This window comes from Telluria sp. LT2P34 (genome assembly GCF_059685915.1).
The window spans coordinates 50,824-63,591 of record NZ_JCASIN010000001.1 but is presented as its reverse complement, the minus strand read 5'-3'; the positions used below and the strand labels follow the sequence as shown (position 1 = coordinate 63,591).

The 12,768-nt window shown below is 66.7% G+C and carries 14 protein-coding genes; 7 read left to right on the top strand and 7 right to left on the bottom strand.

Annotated features, from left to right (window positions below; translation table 11 throughout):
* The first annotated feature begins 9 nt into the window (after positions 1 to 9).
* Complete coding sequence (locus AC56KZ_RS00270) at positions 10 to 1,101, top strand: serine hydrolase domain-containing protein (protein ID WP_497160131.1); 1,092 nt, start codon at positions 10 to 12, stop codon at positions 1,099 to 1,101.
* A gap of 1 nt (position 1,102) precedes the next feature.
* On the opposite strand, the gene AC56KZ_RS00265 is transcribed toward AC56KZ_RS00270, so the two are convergent.
* Positions 1,103 to 2,245, bottom strand: coding sequence for a branched-chain amino acid ABC transporter substrate-binding protein (locus AC56KZ_RS00265; protein WP_497160130.1), 1,143 nt, complete (start codon positions 2,243 to 2,245; stop codon positions 1,103 to 1,105).
* Positions 2,246 to 2,428: 183 nt separating this feature from the next.
* Here AC56KZ_RS00265 and AC56KZ_RS00260 point away from each other — a divergent pair, with 183 nt between their 5' ends.
* From AC56KZ_RS00260 to AC56KZ_RS00250, 3 genes are all read left to right on the top strand, one after another.
* Entirely contained in the window at positions 2,429 to 2,782 is a 354-nt protein-coding gene (locus tag AC56KZ_RS00260; RefSeq protein WP_497160129.1) for a hypothetical protein, read from the top strand.
* Positions 2,783 to 2,853: 71 nt separating this feature from the next.
* A complete protein-coding gene (locus AC56KZ_RS00255) occupies positions 2,854 to 3,318 on the top strand; it encodes a hypothetical protein (RefSeq protein WP_497160128.1) in 465 nt (154 codons plus the stop codon).
* 11 nt (positions 3,319 to 3,329) lie between these two features.
* Positions 3,330 to 3,719: a c-type cytochrome gene (locus AC56KZ_RS00250; RefSeq protein ID WP_497160127.1), complete on the top strand. Its 390-nt coding sequence runs from the start codon at positions 3,330 to 3,332 to the stop codon at positions 3,717 to 3,719.
* On the opposite strand, the gene AC56KZ_RS00245 is transcribed toward AC56KZ_RS00250, so the two are convergent.
* Positions 3,716 to 4,192: an acyl-CoA thioesterase gene (locus tag AC56KZ_RS00245; protein WP_497160126.1), complete on the bottom strand. Its 477-nt coding sequence runs from the start codon at positions 4,190 to 4,192 to the stop codon at positions 3,716 to 3,718. The genes AC56KZ_RS00250 and AC56KZ_RS00245 overlap by 4 nt on opposite strands.
* Before the next feature lie 50 nt (positions 4,193 to 4,242).
* Positions 4,243 to 5,115, bottom strand: a complete 873-nt coding sequence (locus AC56KZ_RS00240; protein ID WP_497160125.1) for a MaoC/PaaZ C-terminal domain-containing protein — start codon at positions 5,113 to 5,115, stop codon at positions 4,243 to 4,245.
* Between the two features lie 154 nt (positions 5,116 to 5,269).
* On the opposite strand from AC56KZ_RS00240, the gene AC56KZ_RS00235 reads away from it, so the two are divergent.
* From AC56KZ_RS00235 to AC56KZ_RS00225, 3 genes are read left to right on the top strand one after another with little or no spacing between them, the layout of a single operon-like run.
* Positions 5,270 to 6,367: a branched-chain amino acid aminotransferase gene (locus AC56KZ_RS00235; protein WP_497160124.1), complete on the top strand. Its 1,098-nt coding sequence runs from the start codon at positions 5,270 to 5,272 to the stop codon at positions 6,365 to 6,367.
* A gap of 2 nt (positions 6,368 to 6,369) precedes the next feature.
* Complete coding sequence (locus tag AC56KZ_RS00230) at positions 6,370 to 6,978, top strand: outer membrane beta-barrel protein (protein WP_497160123.1); 609 nt, start codon at positions 6,370 to 6,372, stop codon at positions 6,976 to 6,978.
* A gap of 16 nt (positions 6,979 to 6,994) precedes the next feature.
* Positions 6,995 to 7,912: a LysR substrate-binding domain-containing protein gene (locus tag AC56KZ_RS00225; protein WP_497160122.1), complete on the top strand. Its 918-nt coding sequence runs from the start codon at positions 6,995 to 6,997 to the stop codon at positions 7,910 to 7,912.
* 10 nt (positions 7,913 to 7,922) lie between these two features.
* Here the strand turns inward: AC56KZ_RS00225 and AC56KZ_RS00220 are convergent, their stop codons facing one another.
* The 4 genes from AC56KZ_RS00220 to AC56KZ_RS00205 form a co-directional block, all read right to left on the bottom strand.
* On the bottom strand, positions 7,923 to 8,624 hold the full coding sequence (locus AC56KZ_RS00220) for a pirin family protein (RefSeq protein ID WP_497160121.1): 702 nt from the start codon (positions 8,622 to 8,624) through the stop codon (positions 7,923 to 7,925).
* Between the two features lie 142 nt (positions 8,625 to 8,766).
* Positions 8,767 to 9,354 (bottom strand): flavin reductase family protein, encoded by a 588-nt coding sequence (locus AC56KZ_RS00215; RefSeq protein ID WP_497160120.1) that lies wholly within the window; start codon positions 9,352 to 9,354, stop codon positions 8,767 to 8,769.
* A 36-nt stretch (positions 9,355 to 9,390) separates the two neighbouring features.
* Positions 9,391 to 10,242 (bottom strand): ferritin-like domain-containing protein, encoded by an 852-nt coding sequence (locus AC56KZ_RS00210; RefSeq protein WP_497160119.1) that lies wholly within the window; start codon positions 10,240 to 10,242, stop codon positions 9,391 to 9,393.
* 55 nt (positions 10,243 to 10,297) lie between these two features.
* Positions 10,298 to 12,700 carry a DNA polymerase II gene (locus AC56KZ_RS00205; RefSeq protein ID WP_497160118.1) on the bottom strand — a complete coding sequence of 801 codons (2,403 nt, stop codon included), beginning with the start codon at positions 12,698 to 12,700 and terminating at the stop codon, positions 10,298 to 10,300.
* Between the last annotated feature and the right edge of the window lie 68 nt (positions 12,701 to 12,768).

Sequence of the window (12,768 nt, the reverse complement as noted above, 5' to 3'; positions counted from 1 at the left end):
GAGGACCGTATGCCTTTCGCACCGATTCGCCGGGTTTGCCTGCCGCTGGCCCTGCTTGCCGCCCTGTCGGGCTGTACCACCGCCGCGCTGGCCCCCGACCTTGCACCGCCGGTGGCGGCCGTGCTGCGCGAACAGGTCGCGCCCGGCTATAACGGCGTGGTGCTGGTGCGTTCGTCGCGCTCGCAGGCGGCGCTGGTGCAAACCTATGGAGAAGCGCGCTTCGAAGACGCAGCAAAGCTGGCGCCCGATACCCGCTTCATGGTCGGCTCGGTCTCGAAATGGATCACGGCGGTCGCCGTGCTGCGCCTGGTAGAACAGGGCAAGCTGTCGCTCGACAAGCCGATCACGACCTGGCTGCCCGAGCTGCCGGCCGCCAGCGGCGCGGTCACGCTGCGCCATCTGCTGTCGAACACGAGCGGCATTCCGAACGGCCTCAGCGCAGCCCTGAAACTCGACCCCGGCATCGGCCGGCTGACCCTGACGCCGGCGGAGGCCGCCCTGCGCTTCGGAAATGGCCCGCTGGCATTTACTCCTGGCGCAAAGTTCGACTATTCGCCCACCAACTGGGTGCTCATCGGCGGCATCGTCGAGCGCGCAACGGGCGAATCCTTCAGCCGGACGGTCGAACGGCTGGTCTTCCGGCCTGCCGGCGCGCTTGAGAGCGGCTTTGCCGACGACAGCTTCGCCACCTTGCCGCGCACCGCCGTCGCCTATGCCAGCACGCGCGCAAGCCGCAAGATGACGCCAACGCCGCCGATGGTGGCGGCCAGCGGCACCATCTACAGCACGGCGGCCGATTTGCTGAAGATTGCCGACATGGTGTACGGAACGGCGCTGCTGACGCCGGCATCGCGCGAACAACTGCTCAAGGTCCAGCATGTGCCGGAAGACTACGCGCTGGGCGGCCGGGTGCGCCAGGCCGGCAGCGGCGCCGCGGCGCGCGTGCTGGCCTGGGAGTCCGGTGTCAGCGGCGGCTACAAAACCCTGCTGGCCTACGCGCCGCTCGACGGCCGCGCGGTGGTATTGATGAACAACACCGACATGCAGCAGTCCGACCAGGCCAGAATGGCGCTGGCCCTGTTCGACGCGATGGCGAAATAACTTATTTCGTCACCGCCAGCATCGAGCGACGTCCACCTTTGAAGGTGTAGAGGGTGACGGTACCGTCGCGGATGTCGCCGCGCGCGTCAAACGCCACCAGCCCGGTGACGCCCTTGTGCTCGATTTTGGCCAGCACCGGCAGGTAGCGGGCGGGTGCGGTGGAGCCGGCCTTGACCATCGCCGCGGCCATCGTCATCACGGCATCGTAGGCATACGGCGCGTTGATTTGCACCTCGATCCCGAAGCGCTTCTTGTAAGCGGCGCGGAAATTGTCCATCGCCAGCTTGCCGGCCGCATCGACACCGCCGGCTTCGGCACAGAACACCTGGCCGTCGGCCATGGCGCCGCCGGCGAGCTTGTCGATTTCGTCGGAACAGATGCCGTCGCCGCCCATCATGCGGGTGTTCAAGCCGAGCTGCTTCATCTGGCGCAGCATCGGTCCGGCGGTCGAACTCATCCCGCCAAAGAACACGAGGTCGGGCTTGGCGGCCCGGATCCGGGTCAGGATGGCGTTGAAGTCGGTTGCCTTGTCGTGCGTGAACTCGCGCGCGACGACCTTCGCGCCCTGCTGCTGCAGGCCCTTGGCGAACTCGACGGCCAGTCCCTGGCCATAGGCGGTGCGGTCGTCGATCACGGCCACGCGCCGCGCGCCGACGTTTTTCACCGCGTAGCGGCCCAGCGCACGGCCCAACTGGACGTCGTTGGCAACCACCCGGAAGGCCGTATTGAAGCCCTGCTGGGTGTATTTCGGGCTCGTGCTCGAGGGCGAAATCTGCGGGATGCCGGCCTGGTGGTAGATCTTCGAGGCCGGGATCGTGGTGCCTGAGGTTTCGTGGCCGACCACGCCGTTGACCCTGGCGTCGACCAGCTTCTGGGCCACGTTCGTGGCCTGCTTCGGATCGCCGCCGTCGTCTTCGGCCAGCAGCTCGAAACGCAGTTTCTTGCCGCCAATGAGCACGCCGCGGCTGTTGAGGGCCTCGATCGCCATGCGCGCGCCGTTTTCGGTGTCCTTGCCAAAATACGCGACCGGTCCGGTCACGGCGGCCGAGTGGCCAATCTTCACGACTTCCTGGGCCGCTGCCTGGCCCAGGCCGGCGCCCGCGGCGATTAAGACCGCAGCGGCCGCGATTGTTTGCTTCTTCATGCATTCCTCTTGATGGCGATGGGGCGGCGCCAGACAGCGCTGGCGCAAAGGAATCACTATATCAAGGATGAGCACGGGGCGTGGCCGGTGGCCTGGTTTTGCAGGGGCGCACGATTGGCGCCGAGGATAGGGGTGCGAATCGCCTTGCGGCATACTGGACACTGGCCGAACAGGGAGAGGATCATGACCAGCAAGCCGCAGGACCCGACGGGAACCGCGCAGCTGCGCTTTCGCACCCTGCTCTACCGGTTTATCTTCTTCGACTGGCTGTTCGCCGACGTCGGCGGGGCACGCACCCCGGTCGAGCGCCATGCAGCGACCCTGCACAATCGCGCCATGAGCAAATACCTGCCGGTCTACCTGCGCCGCTGGTCCTTCCTCACCCTGTCGGCTTTCGCCCTCGGCTGCCTGGTCGAACGCGCCCTGCAGGCGACGCTGCTGTCGGCCTGGTTCTTCACCTCGTCGTGCATCACGGCGGCCGGCGCCGTCGTCATCGCGGTGGCCTGGATTTTCCTCACCCAGCCGCAGCAGCCATGAGGGACCGCCTGCCGATATAATCTGCTCCAGCCGTGCAGGCCTGCCCGGCATCCCGATCCTGGAAAGACCCCATGAAGAAAGTCCTGTTCCTGCTGGCCCTGCTCCCGGGCGCCGCGCTCGCCGACGACGCCGCCGTCCTGAACTGCCGCGCCCTGCCCGACGCCGCAGCCCGCCTTGCCTGCTACGATGCGATGCCGCTCACGCCGGTCAGGGCCGCGGCCCCGGTGACAGCCGCCGCGCCCGCCCCTGCTCCATCCTCAGGCATCCTCGGCTTCGGCGGCGAACGCATGAAAAAGAATGTGGACGCCTTGCCGACATCGATGGAAGGCACGGTCGTCGGCGCCTTCGATGGCTGGGGCCCGAATGCGCGCATCAAGCTGGCCAACGGCCAGGTGTGGCGCGTGATCGACGACAGCTCGGCCGTCCTGCCAAGCAGCACCCAGGCCAAAGTGCGGATCGAGCGCAACCTGTTCGGCACCATGTTCCTGCATGTCCAGGGCAGCAACAACTCGGCCAAGGTGCGCCGCGTGGAATAAGAGGTGGCACCATGAAGCGCTGGATCAGGAAAGCCGGCATCGCCCTGCTGCTGTGCGGGCCCAGTTCGGCCATCGCAGCGGACCTGGCCCGCGGCGCCCGCCTGTTCGGCTCGCGCTGCGCTTCCTGCCACAGCATCGGCCCTTCGGCGCGCGCCGGTTTCGGACCGCATCTGAATAACATTTTCGGCCGCCGCGCCGGCAGCGCCCCGGATTATCGCTACTCGCCGGCGATGGCAAAATCGACCATCGTCTGGAACGACAAGAACCTGGCTGCCTACCTCGACGATCCGGACGATGTGGTGCCGGGCACGAAGATGCGCTTCTGGGGGATGAGCAACGCGGGCCAGGTGGCGGATCTGCTGGCCTACCTGCGCAGTCACCAGCAGGCCGGGGCGCGCTAGCGCTTCTTCACATGCAGCGCCTGGCGCGAGCGCTTGCGCTCCTCGGCCTCGCGGCAGCGCCGCTTCTGGCTGTCGGTCTCCGGTACCAAAGGCGGCACCGCCTGCGGCTTGCGGTTGGCGTCGACCGCCACCATCGTGAAATAGCAGCTGTTCGCATAACGCTGGGTGCGCTGCTGGATGTTTTCGGTGACGACGCGAATGCCGATCTCCATCGAACTGGTGCCGGTGTAGTTCACCGAGGCCAGGAAAGTCACCAGTTCGCCGACGTGGATCGGCTCCAAGAACATCACCTGGTCGACCGACAGGGTCACCACATAGGAACCGGAATAGCGGCTGGCGCAGGCATAGGCGACGCTGTCGAGGAATTTCAGGATGGTGCCGCCGTGGACGTTGCCTGAGAAGTTGGCCATGTCGGGCGTCATCAGGACCGTCATCGTCAGTTCGTGGACTGGGCGTCCCTGGTGGTCGTTCATGGCGGTTCCTGTGGTGTGGGGTATAAGCGGCGGTAAGGGTGAAATGCATTTTACGGCGATTCGCGCGTCAGCCGGAAACTGCCTTCGGCCGCGGGCCGTCCCTCGAAGACCAGGGCATACGCATCGGGCATGGCAGCCTGCACAAGCATCACGGTCGCGCCGAGCGGAATCGGCGCCCGGAAGCGCACCGAGATTGCACTGACGCGCTGCCCGTAGACGCGTTCCAGGTGCGCCGCTGCCTTGCCCACCGAGTGCATGCCGTGGATGATCGGCTGGCGCAGGCCCATCAGGCGCGCGGACCAGCCGGCGAGGTGGATCGGATTCCAGTCGCCGGACACGCGCGCATAGGAGCGTCCGGCCGAGCGGGGCAGCGTCCATGCAGCGATGGCGGCGCCGGGGGCAACGGCCGCCGGGCGCGTGCCGGGCCGACTGTTTCCGCGCCGCGCCAGGTATTTGCTGGTGCAGGTAAAGACCAGCGCCTCGCCACAGAACCCCTCGGTCTCGAGCGCGCAGTACACGGCGCCCGATGCTGTCGGCGGCAAAATCTCGATGCGGGTCGACAGGCGCATCGGACCGGACGGCGCGGGGGCATGCAGCACCAGCGCATTCTCGACGTGGACCATGCCCACGATCCGGTAGGGAAAAGCGGGCGCCAGCATCGTGACCAGGTGGGCGCGCTGCACTGCCAGGTAATGGAATGTCAAAGGCGTCGAGCCAGGCGCGAAGCCGAGCGCCGCGTTATAGCGCTCGATGGCGGCACGCGCAGGCGCGTCGACCAGGAAGCTGGAGTGGAGCTGCGCGGAGTGCCGCGGCGCTGGCGGCCCGGCGTGGCGCCGCTTGAACAAGGCCCGCAACAGCAGCGAGGCGCCCATGGCCGGGAGGCATTCGGGCGCGGATTGCCCCTTCTCGAACGAACGAAACAAGTATTCCTCCATCAATCGCCGAACAAGCATCGCTTCTTCGACAAGCCCACAATATTCACGTCACCAAAAAGCCGTGGTTGGCTGATAATACCGCCTGACGACGCACTACCGCACTGTCGCGCCTATTCGCGCATTTTCGTAATTCGGAGACCGTATGAGCAATGACCGCCAATCGACCCTGTCGATCCAGAAAAGTTTGATGCCCCTTCCACCCGCCGACCGTTCGGCTCTGCTTGCCAATCCCGGTTTCGGCCGCGCGTTCAGCGACCACATGGTCACGATCCGCTATACCGAAGGGCGCGGCTGGCACGACGGCAAGATCGAAGCACGCGGCGCCCTGCCGCTCGATCCGACCTCGATGGTGCTGCACTATGCGCAGGAAATCTTCGAAGGCATGAAAGCCTACCCGCAGCCCGATGGCGGCGCCGCCCTGTTCCGTCCCGAGGCCAATGCACGCCGCTTCCAGAAGTCGGCCACCCGCCTGGCGATGGCGCCGCTGCCGGAAGAACTGTTCCTGGAATCGGTGCACGCCCTGGTGAACGCGGACCGCGACTGGATTCCGCAAGCCGAAGGCTCCGCGCTCTATCTGCGTCCGTTCATGATCGCCACCGAAGCGGCCTTGGGCGTGCGCCCGGCCAACGAATACCTGTTCTGCGTGTTCGCCTCCCCCGCCGGTAACTACTTCAAGGGCGGCGCCGCCGGCGTGACGCTGTGGGTCTCCGAGAACTACATCCGCGCCGCACCGGGCGGCACCGGCGACGCCAAGTGCGGCGGCAACTACGCCGCCAGCCTGGCGGCCCAGGCCGAAGCGACCCGCGAAGGCTGCGACCAGGTTGTCTTCCTCGACGCCGTCGAGCGCAAATGGGTGGAAGAACTGGGCGGCATGAACATCTTCTTCGTGTTCGAGGACGGCTCGGTCCAGACCCCGCCGCTGACCGGCACCATCCTGCCGGGCATCACGCGCGATTCGCTGATCGTACTGGGACGCGACATGGGCTTGACGGTGCGCGAAGAGCCGTATTCGATCGAGCAGTGGAAGGCGGACGCCGCCAGCGGCCGCCTGACCGAGGCCTTTGCCTGCGGCACCGCGGCCGTCGTCACCCCGATCGGCAAGGTCCGCGGCAAGGGTTTCGATGCCGTCATCGGCACGGGCGAAGCCGGTCCCGTCACCACCCGCCTGAAAACCGCCCTGCTCGATATCCAGAACGGCCGCGCCGAAGACACGCACGGCTGGCTGCAGCGGGTGTTTTAATCATGAAAAAACGCGTATCTGCAGTTTTGCTGGCCGCCACGCTGGCTGCGGCCCATGGCGCGGCCCAGGCCCAGGCCTATGAAGTCGTCCCGCCGATCGAAGCGCGTGCGCTGCGCTTCCTGTTCGGCGCCGGCGTCACCTTCGGCGGCGACAAGCTGGCCACCGCCGTGTATGACAGCGGCGCCGAGATCGACATCGACGCCGGCGGCGGCATCGTCATGCAGGTGGGCCTGGACTACCGCGTCAGCCCGCTGCTGTCGGTGCAGGGCACCATCGGCTACCACGTCGAGAGCGCCAGCGCCTGGAACGGCGACCTGCGTTTCGAGCGTGTGCCGGTCGAGCTGCTCGGCTACTACCACGTCAACGACAAGGTGCGCGCCGGCGGCGGGCTGCGTTTCGTCACCAAGCCGGCGCTGCGCTGCAGCGGCAGCTGCGGCTTCGGCGACGACGAGTTCGACGACACCACCAGCGCCGTCGCGGAGATGGAATACCTGTACTCGCCGCGCGTGGGCTTCAAGCTGCGCTACGTGAACGACGCGTTCAAGGAAAAGGCGTCCCGCTACCGCGCCAAGGGCGAACACCTCGGCCTGCTGGCGAACTTCTACTTCTGATACAGGCAGCGGGTCCATGCTCAAACTCAGCCTGGACGCCCTGCTCACGGTCGACACCATCGCCCGCCGCGGCTCGTTCGCCGCGGCGGCGAAAGAGCTGTTCCGGGTGCCGTCGACGATTTCCTATACCGTGGCCAAGCTCGAGGAAGACCTCGGCGTCCAGCTGTTCGAGCGCTTCGGCCCGCGCGTGGTGCTCACCAGCGCCGGCACCGAACTGCTGAAGGAAGGTCGCTACCTGCTGAAAGCGGCGGGCGACCTGGAACGGCGCGTCCGCCGTGTCGCCTCGGGCTGGGAGACCGAATTCACCATCGCCTTCGATTCGATGCTCTCGCCGGCCGGCCTGATGGCGGACATCGAGGCCTTTTACCGGGTGGCCGACCAGACGCGCCTGCGCCTGGTGAAGGAAGCCTTGTCCGGCACCTGGGAAGCCTTGCTGGAGCGCCGCGCCGACCTGCTCGTGGGTGCGGCCGGCGCCGGGCCCGCGGGCGGCGGCTACAGCACCGCGCCCTTCGGCGTCGTCTCGTTTGTGTTCGTGGTGGCGCCGGAGCATCCGCTGGCGGCAGCCACCCAGCCGCTATCGAAAGCCGACCTGGCGCTGTGGCGCGCGGTATCGGTGTCGGACTCGGCGCGCCAGCTGGCGGCGCGCACCGTCGGCCTGCTGTTCGGCCAGGACACCCTGAGCGTCCCCGACATGCAGACCAAGTATGCGTTCCAGCGCGCCGGCCTGGGCTTCGGCTTCCTACCCGAAACGTGGGTGCGCGCCGACCTCGCAGCGGGCCGCTTCATCGCCAAGGCGGTGGAGGAACCGAAACCCGACGAAACCCTGTACCTGGCCTGGCGCAGCGGCGAAGAAGGCGCGGCGCTCGCCTGGTGGCGCGAGCGCATGGGGGATGGCGCCGCCTTTGCCCGCATGGCGGCGCCGTTTCAACTCTAGCGCAGCGGGCTTAGCGCGGCAGGTCGAACAGCAGCACTTCGGCGTCGATCGCGTGGTCCAGGGTGACGCTTGCCTCGTCGTCGATGCGCAGCGCGTCGCCGGCCCGCAAGGCCATCCCGTTCACCATCACGCTGCCGAGCGCCACGTGGACATAGCCGATGCGGCCCGGCTGCAGCGCGAAGTCGACCGCATCGTCCCCGTTCAGGATGCCGGCATAAATCGCCGCATCCTGGCGGATCGTCACCGAGCCTTCGCGGCCATCGCTGGACGCCACCAGCCGCAGCTGCCCGGTCTTCGAGGCCGCATCGAAATGCTTTTCCTCGTAGCCGGCCGGGCCGCCGATCTGGTTGGGCTGGATCCAGATTTGCAGGAAGTGCACCGGATCGGTCTTCGATCCATTGAATTCGCTGTGCTGCACGCCCCTGCCCGCGCTCATGCGCTGCACGTCCCCGTGGCGCAGCACCGAGCCGTTGCCCATGCTGTCCTTATGCTCGAGCGCGCCGTCCAGCACATAGCTGATGATCTCCATGTCGCGGTGGCCGTGCGCATCGAAGCCGCGTCCCGCCGCCACCCGGTCCTCGTTGATCACGCGCAGCGGGCCGACGCCCATGTGCGCCGGGTCCTGGTAATGGCCGAAGGAGAAAGTATGCTTCGAGTCCAGCCAGCCAAAATTGGCGATGCCGCGGTCTTCGGCTTTACGTAGTGTCAACATGATGCGCTCCTCGGGTGTGATTGGTTCGAAGGGTTCGACGATGTTCGCTCCCTGCATGCCTTGCATTATGCGGCAAGCGTCCTGCCACAAAAAGCGAGTAGTTTTCGGGGCTATCGTCGAAAAATTCGAACATCGATTCCGGTCAGCCGCCGCGCTTCGGACGCGCGCTCATCTGCTCGCCAATGGCATAGAAGTGGCCGCCGGCGATGTGGTGAATGCTTTTCCACTCGCGCGCCGCCGTTTCGAAATGCCAGTGACCGTCGTAGAAGACCCGGTCGTCGGCCCAGGCGCCGACCACCTCGCCGATGAACAGGTCGTAGCTGTCCTGGTTGTGCGGCTCGGGGATTAGCCGGCATTCCAGCCAGCCCGAGCAACCGACGACAAACGGCAGCGTATCGCCGGCCAGGTGCATCAGTTCGGTACCGGTGTCGCGCAGCTTGTTCGGTTCCTCGGAGAGGCTGCGCGTGCCCAGTTCGTGCGTCAGGCGCAGCAGTTTCACGGTCGGCACCTGGACCACGAAGCGGCCGCTCTTTTCGACCAGCTCGCGCGTTTTGGTCGCCTTGTCGAGCACCACGGTGAGCTTGGGCGGCGAAAAATCCAGCGCGCAGACCCAGGCCGCGGACATGACATTGTCCACGCCATCGTGGTGACTCGATACCAGCACGGTCGGCCCGTGGTTCAGCAGGCGGTAGGCTTTCTCGAGCGCGACCGGTTGAATGTGTTCGTGCATGCATGTCTCCAAAATAATCGTAGCGCCGGCCTCGAATCAGCCGGCGCGCTTTTCCTGCTGTTCTTGCTGATGCTCTTGCTGCCCGAGGCGCGCCAGTTCGGCCTCGCTGAAGCCCGCCCGGCGGCGCGCCTCGAGGTTGAACGGCCCTTTCAGGACCGGCGCCCGATGGCGTACGACCAGTGCGTCGTAGGTGGCATAGGGCTCCAGTCCATGCAAGGCGCATAGGTATTGGTACCAGCGGTTGCCGATCTCGACGTGCCCGACTTCGTCGCGCAGGATGACGTCGAGGATGGCCGCCGCTTGCGCGTCGCCGGCCTGGGCGATCTTCGCGCGCAGCGGCGGAATGGCGTCAAGCCCCCGCGCCTCGAGCGTACGCGGCACCAGGGCCATGCGGGCGACGATGTCGCCGCTCGTCCGCTCGACCATCTCCCACAGGCTGTCGTGGCCGGTGAAGTCGCCGTAGGCATAACCCAGCACGCGCAGGTGGTCGGCCAGCATCGAAAAATGATGGGCCTCTTCTTTGGCCACCTGCAGCCAGTCGAGATAGTACGCGTCCGGCATGCCCGGGAAACGCCACAGCGCGTCGAGCGCCAGGTTGACGGCATTGAATTCGATGTGCGCCAGCGCATGCACCAGCATCGCGCGGCCTTCGATCGTCGCCATCGAACGGCGTCCCACCAGGCGCGGGTGCACCAGCTCGGGACGCGCGGGGCGGCCGGGAATGGCGCCCGAAGTCTCCAGCAGCGCCCGCGTGTCGAGCACGGTCTCACCTTCGGCCTGCGCGCGCGCCAGCGCGGCGACGGCGCCAGCCTTGGCCTGCGGGTCGGGCTCGAGCAGCGCTTGCAAGGCCTGCTCGCGGAGTTCAATGAGGTGCGTCGGGTGCGGCATGATGCTGTCTATCGGTATAAAGGCCGCAGTGTAGCAAACCGGCGCGCATACCCGTTCAGAATAATGCCCCCTGCGGACTGGTCAGCCGCGCGAAGCTGTCGCCGACAAACGGCAGGATGCCGTCGGCAACCGGTTCGAGCTGCTTTTCCAGGTAGTGCGCGTAGTCGAGCGGAGACCGGATGGCCTCCAAGGGCTCGGGCCCGGCGCTGGTCATCAGGTAGCTGATCCAGCCGCCGTTGCGGTATTGGGCGCCGCGGCCCTGGGCGATATGCCATTCGTCGGCGATGCGGGCGGCGCGCACGTGCGGGGGCACATTGCGTTCGTATTCCGCCAGCGGCCGGCGCAGGCGCTTGCGGTAAACCAGCAGCGCGTCGAAGTCCCCGCTCAGCGTGCTCGCCACATACGCGCGCACGTAGTCTTCATACGGCTCGCGCCGGAAGATGCGGCCGTACAGCCCCTGCTGGAACTGCTGCGCGAGTGGCGTCCAGTCGGTGCGCACCGTTTCCAGGCCCTTGTAGACGATCTCCTCGCCGCCCGCGGGGAGACTGGCCAGGCCCGCATAGCGCTTCTTGCTGCCTTCGTCGGAGCCGCGCACGGTCGGCATCAGGAAACGCCGGAAATGCGTATCCACCTCGAGTTCGAGCGCGCTCTCGAGGCCGTACTCCTCGCGCAGGTGCGTGCGCCACCATGCGTTCACCATCTCGGCCAGTTCATCGCCGATGCGCAGCGCGTCCTGGTCGGTGTGGGCGCCGCCCAGCCAGACGAAGGTGGAATCGGTGTCGCCATAGATCACCTGGTAGCCGCGCGCCTCGATCAGCGCGCGCGTGCGGTGCATGATCTCGTGGCCGCGCATCGTGATCGAGGAGGCCAGGCGTGCGTCGAAAAAGCGGCAGCCGGTGGTGCCGAGCACGCCGTACATGGCATTCATGATGATTTTCAGGGCCTGCGACAGCGGCGCGTTGGCGGCGCGCTTGGCGGCCTCCCTGCCCTGCCAGACGCGGGTCACGATGCCGGGCAGGCAGTGTTTCGTGCGCGAGAAACGCGCGCCGCGAAAGCCCGGCACCGTGTCTTCTTCCGGCTCCTCGAGCCCGGCCACCAGCCCCACCGGATCGATCAGGAAGGAACGGATGATCGACGGGTACAGGCTTTTATAGTCCAGCACCAGCACCGAGTCGTAGAGGCCTGATCGCGAATCCATGACGAAGCCGCCCGGGCTGTCGGCCCCGGGCACGTCGCCGATGTTGGGCGCTACCCGGCCGAGGCGGTGCATCAGCGGAATGTAGGCGTGCTCGAAGGCGGCAACCGACCCGCCGCTGCGGTCGGCGGCCAGGCCGGTGACGCTGGCGCGTTCGAGCAGGAAGGTCATCAGATTGGTTTTGTCGAAGATGCGCGTGACCAGTACGCAATCCTTCAGGTTGTAGCGCGCAAGCGCCGGCTTGTCCTGCGCGAACATGCGGTCGATCGAGGCCATGCGGTCGTAGGGTTTGTCGATGTCCTTGCCCTCGCCGAGCAGGCTTTGCGACACGTTCTCCAGGCTGAACGAAGGAAAACTCCAGGTGGCCGAGCGCAGCGCCTCGACGCCGTCGATGCACAGGCGCCCCGGCAGGCCACCAAAATAATGCCCCTGTCGCTCCCCTTCCGCTTTCGGTCCCTTGGCGTTGGTACGCCATTCCATCGACGTCCCGCCGCGGCCGATGCGCAAGGGATGGCCCAGGCGCTCGGCGTGCTCGTGCAATACGCGCAGGTCGAAGCCGATCACGCTCCAGCCGATGATGGCGTCGGGGTCGTGGCGGATCATCCATTCTTCGAGTTTTTCCAACAGGGCGAGGCGGGTGTCGACGTATTCGAGGTCGAAGTCGAGGGCGCCGGCGTCGCCGTTCGGCGGCCCCAGCATGTAGACCACGCGCTCGCCGCAACCCTCCAGGCCGATCGAGCGCAGTTCGGCGTGCATGGTCGTCTCGATGTCGAGCGATACGGTGCGAAGCCTGGGGCGGTAATCGGGCGATGGTTTCAGTTGCGCGTCCAGCAGCAGGCTCGGGTCGCCGTCCGCCGGCGTACCGGTAAACGTCACCGGCGCCGTGATGAAGCGCTCCATCAGGAAGCGCTCGGGCGGTCGGATGTCGGCCTCGTAGACGTCCACGCCATGCTCGCGCAGGCGTTTTTCCAGGCGCAGCAGCTGACGGTAATGGCTGCAATACATGCCGAGCACCGGGCGCTGGCGAAAGTCGCACAGCGCCAGCGGGCGCAGCTCGACGCCGCGCTCGCGCTGCAGCACGGCGCGCGCGGCGCCTTCCTGCTCCGCAGGAATGAAGGCGACCGCCTCGGCCAGCGGCAGCCGCAAGCACACAGGGCCGTCGTCGGTGGCGAGCCAGAGCTCGACCTCGACGCCGTCGACGCCGTTGGTGCTGACGTCGCGCCAGTGGCGTGTCAGCAGGAAGCCCTGCCTGGTATGACTCATGTGTGACGCGATCGATCGGCGAAAAAGCGAAAAAGGCCTCAGTTTATCGCATCACACCTGCCTCCAGG

Coding starts and splice junctions, on each gene's coding strand:
- AC56KZ_RS00245 (WP_497160126.1), bottom strand. CDS start 4,192: ATGAACGACCACCAGGGACGCCCAGTCCACGAACTGACGATGACGGTC.
- AC56KZ_RS00250 (WP_497160127.1), top strand. CDS start 3,330: ATGAAGCGCTGGATCAGGAAAGCCGGCATCGCCCTGCTGCTGTGCGGG.
- AC56KZ_RS00205 (WP_497160118.1), bottom strand. CDS start 12,700: ATGAGTCATACCAGGCAGGGCTTCCTGCTGACACGCCACTGGCGCGAC.
- AC56KZ_RS00215 (WP_497160120.1), bottom strand. CDS start 9,354: ATGCACGAACACATTCAACCGGTCGCGCTCGAGAAAGCCTACCGCCTG.
- AC56KZ_RS00210 (WP_497160119.1), bottom strand. CDS start 10,242: ATGCCGCACCCGACGCACCTCATTGAACTCCGCGAGCAGGCCTTGCAA.
- AC56KZ_RS00260 (WP_497160129.1), top strand. CDS start 2,429: ATGACCAGCAAGCCGCAGGACCCGACGGGAACCGCGCAGCTGCGCTTT.
- AC56KZ_RS00235 (WP_497160124.1), top strand. CDS start 5,270: ATGAGCAATGACCGCCAATCGACCCTGTCGATCCAGAAAAGTTTGATG.
- AC56KZ_RS00265 (WP_497160130.1), bottom strand. CDS start 2,245: ATGAAGAAGCAAACAATCGCGGCCGCTGCGGTCTTAATCGCCGCGGGC.
- AC56KZ_RS00255 (WP_497160128.1), top strand. CDS start 2,854: ATGAAGAAAGTCCTGTTCCTGCTGGCCCTGCTCCCGGGCGCCGCGCTC.
- AC56KZ_RS00220 (WP_497160121.1), bottom strand. CDS start 8,624: ATGTTGACACTACGTAAAGCCGAAGACCGCGGCATCGCCAATTTTGGC.
- AC56KZ_RS00270 (WP_497160131.1), top strand. CDS start 10: ATGCCTTTCGCACCGATTCGCCGGGTTTGCCTGCCGCTGGCCCTGCTT.
- AC56KZ_RS00225 (WP_497160122.1), top strand. CDS start 6,995: ATGCTCAAACTCAGCCTGGACGCCCTGCTCACGGTCGACACCATCGCC.
- AC56KZ_RS00230 (WP_497160123.1), top strand. CDS start 6,370: ATGAAAAAACGCGTATCTGCAGTTTTGCTGGCCGCCACGCTGGCTGCG.